Here is a 3548-nt window from a genome sequence, read left to right as displayed (position 1 = left end):
GCGTCGAGGCGGGCCAGGCGGACGGCGCGCACCGCGTCCCCGCGGGCCGCCAACTGCGGTTCGTCCCCGCCGGCCGCCGCCGACAGGGCGGCGGACAGGGCCCGGGGGGAGGCCCCGGCGGTGTCCAGGAGGACGAACCGGCCCGGGTGCTCCGTCTGCGCGGACCGCAGCAGCCCCCACACCGGGGCGTGCACGAGGTCCCGTACGGGCTCGTCGGCGCCGGCCGCCACGGCCCCGTCGGTGACGACGACCAGCCGGGCTCCGTCCAGCCGTTCCTCCGCCAGCCAGTCCTGCACCAGGCCCAGGGCCCCGCGGACCGCCGCCCGTACGGCGTCCGCCGTGACCGGGCCGTCCGCGGGCGGCAGCGGCAGCAGGACCGCGTCCGGTACGGGCCCGCCCGCGCCGAGCGCCTCGCGCAGCGCGGCCAGGCCGGGGTACCGGGCGGGCCGGCCGGCGCAGGTGGCGGCGACCGCGTCCGCCAGCGCCCCGGCGGCGCCCTCCCCGTCCCCGAGCAGCGCCCAGGTGGTGCCGGACGCCGCCGGCGCGGCGGCGGGCGCCGTCCAGTCCAGCCGGTACAGCGGGTCGGCGGCGCGGCCGTCGCGCAGCTGTGCCTCCGTCACCTCGCGCAGCACCGTCACCTCGCGCAGCACCAGGCCGTCCACGGAGGCGACCTGCCGCCCGTCCCGGTCGGTGAGGACCACCTTCACCCCGTCCTGCCCGGCCGGGGTCAGCCGGGCCCGTACCGCGCCCGCACCGGCCCGGGCCAGCCGTACGCCCGTCCAGGCGAAGGGCAGCCGGCGGCGGCCCCCGCCCTGCAGGAACGTGCCGTGCAGGGCCGCGTCGAACAGCGCCGGGTGCAGCCCGAACGCGCCCGCACCGCCCGGCAGTCCGGTCGGCAGCTCCACCTCGGCGAAGACCTCCTCGCCGGCGCGCCAGGCGGCGCGCAGCCCGCGGAAGGCGGGACCGTACTGGTAGCCGGCCTCGTCGAAGGCCCCGTACAGGGCGTCGAGGTCCACCGGTTCGGCGTCGGCCGGCAGCCATGCGGTGCCGGGAGCGTCGGCCGGGTCCAGAGCCGGGTCCAGAGCCGCGTCCGGTTCCGGGTCCGGTCCCGCGTCCGGTCCCGCGTCCGGGGTGAGGGCGCCGGTGGCGTGCCGCAGCCACGGCCCCTCGGCGTCCGCGCCGAGGCGCGAGTACACCGCGAGGGTGCGCCGGCCGTCCCCGTCGGGGGCGCCGACCGCCAGGTGCAGTTCCACGGAGCCCTGCTCGGGCAGCAGCAGCGGGTTCTCCAGGGTGAGTTCCTCCACCACCGGGCAGCCCGCCCGCCCGCCGGCGTGCAGCGCCAGCTCCACGAAGGCCGTCCCCGGCAGCAGCAGCGACCCGGAGACCCCGTGGTCGGCGAGCCAGCCGTGCGTACGGGTGGACAGCCGGCCGGTCAGGACCAGCCCGCCCGAGTCCGGCAGGGTACCGAGCGCACCCAGCAGCGGATGCCCGGCCGGGGCCAGGCCCAGCGCGGCGGCGGCCTCGGCGGGGGAGCCGCCGCGGGAGGTGTCCAGCCACAGCCGCTGCCGCTGGAACGGGTACGTGGGCAGCCCGAGGTGCGCCGCCCCGCCGCCGCCCGGGAACAGGCTCGCCCGGTCCACGGCGCCGCCCTGCACATGCAGTTCGGCCAGCGAGGCCAGCAGCCGGTCCCGGCCGCCCTCGCCCCGGCGCAGCGAGCCGACCGCGACGACCGGGGCGCCCGCGTCGGCGGCGGTGTCCTGCACCCCGGAGACCAGCACCGGGTGCGGGCTGACCTCGACGAAGAACCGGTGTCCGTGCTCCAGCAGCAGCCGGGTCGCCCGCTCGAACCGCACGGTGCCGCGCAGGTTCTCGTACCAGTAGTCCCCGGTCAGCCGGGTGGTGTCGAGGGGCTCGCCGGTGACCGTCGAATAGAACGGGATCTCGGCCGCCTTCGCCGTGACCGGCGCGAGCAGCCCGGCGAGCTCCTCGCGGATCTCCTCCACGTGGGGGGAGTGGGAGGCGTAGTCGACGGGGATGCGGCGGGCCCGCACGCCGTCGCGTTCGCACGCCGCCAGCAGCTCCTCCAGCGCCGAGGTCTCACCCGCGACGACCGTCGACGCCGGCCCGTTGACCGTCGCCACCGCCAGCACCTCGGAGCGGTCCGCGATCAGCGCGGCCACCTCGGCGGCCGGCCGCGCCACCGACACCATCCCGCCGCGCCCGGCGATCGCCCCCAGCGCCCGGCTGCGCAGGGCCACCACCCGGGCGGCGTCCTCCAGGGAGAGGGCCCCCGCCACGCAGGCCGCGGCGATCTCGCCCTGGGAGTGCCCGACCACCGCGTCCGGGTGCACCCCGTGGGAGCGCCACAGCGCGGCCAGCGACACCATCACCGCGAACAGCACGGGCTGCACCACGTCCACCCGCTCCAGCGGCGGCGCCCCCTCGGCCCCGCGCAGCACCGCCGTCAGCGACCAGTCGGTGAAGGCGCCCAGGGCCTCCTCGCACTCCGCGATCCGCTCCGCGAACACCGGCGACTCGTCCAGCAGCCGGGCCGCCATGCCCGCCCACTGGGCACCCTGCCCGGGGAAGACGAACACGGTGCCGCCGTCCGCGGCCTGACCGCGCAGCAGCCCCGGCGCGTCCTCCTCACCCGCGGCCAGGGCCGCCAGCGCGCCGCGCACACCCTCCGGGTCCGCGGCCGTGACCGCCGCCCGGTGCTCGAACGCGGTGCGCGTCGTCGCCAGCGCGTGCGCGATCCCGGCCGCCGACTGCTCCGGGTGCGCGTCGAGGTGCGCCGACAGCCGGGCCGCCTGCTCGCGCAGGGCCGCCTCCGAGCGCCCGTACAGCAGCCAGGGCACCCCGTCGCCCTCGACGGGGGCCGCGGCCGCGGCGGGCACGTACTGCTCCAGGACGGCGTGCGCGTTGGTGCCGCTGATGCCGAACGCCGACACCCCGGCCCGGCGCGGGCCCGGACCCTCCGGCCAGGCGATGGTCCGCGCCAGCGGCCGGACCGCCCCCGAGGACCAGTCCACGTGGGAGGAGGGCGCGTCGTGGTGCAGGATCGCCGGCAGCAGCCCGTGCTCCATCGCCAGCACCGTCTTGATCACCCCGGCCACCCCGGCCGCGGCCTGCGGGTGCGCGATGTTCGACTTCAGCGAGCCCACCCACAGCGGGCGGTCCGCGTCCCGGCCCTGCCCGTACGTGGCCAGCAGCGCCTGCGCCTCGATCGGGTCGCCCAGCCTCGTGCCCGTACCGTGCGCCTCGACCATGTCCACGTCCGAGGCGTCCAGGCCCGCGTTGGCGAGGGCCTGCCGGATCACCCGCTGCTGCGAGGGACCGCTGGGCGCCGCGAGACCGTTGCTCGCGCCGTCCTGGTTCACCGCGCTGCCCCGGATCACGGCCAGCACCCTGTGCCCGTTGGCCTCCGCGTCGGAGAGCCGCTCCAGCACCACCATGCCGGCGCCCTCACCCCAGCCGATGCCGTCGGCCGCGTCCGAGAACGGCTTGCAGCGGCTGTCGGGAGCCAGCCCGCGCTGCCGGCTGAACTC

At 78.4% G+C, this 3548-nt stretch carries 1 protein-coding gene; it reads right to left on the bottom strand.

Features of this window, described 5'->3' with window-relative positions; genetic code table 11:
- The coding region (locus tag VR44_RS26265) for a type I polyketide synthase (RefSeq protein ID WP_045950079.1) at positions 1-3548 on the bottom strand (3548 nt) is incomplete at both ends.

The organism is Streptomyces katrae (genome assembly GCF_000966975.1).
Lineage (GTDB): Bacteria > Actinomycetota > Actinomycetes > Streptomycetales > Streptomycetaceae > Streptomyces > Streptomyces katrae.
This window is presented reverse-complemented; position numbering and strand designations above follow the sequence as displayed.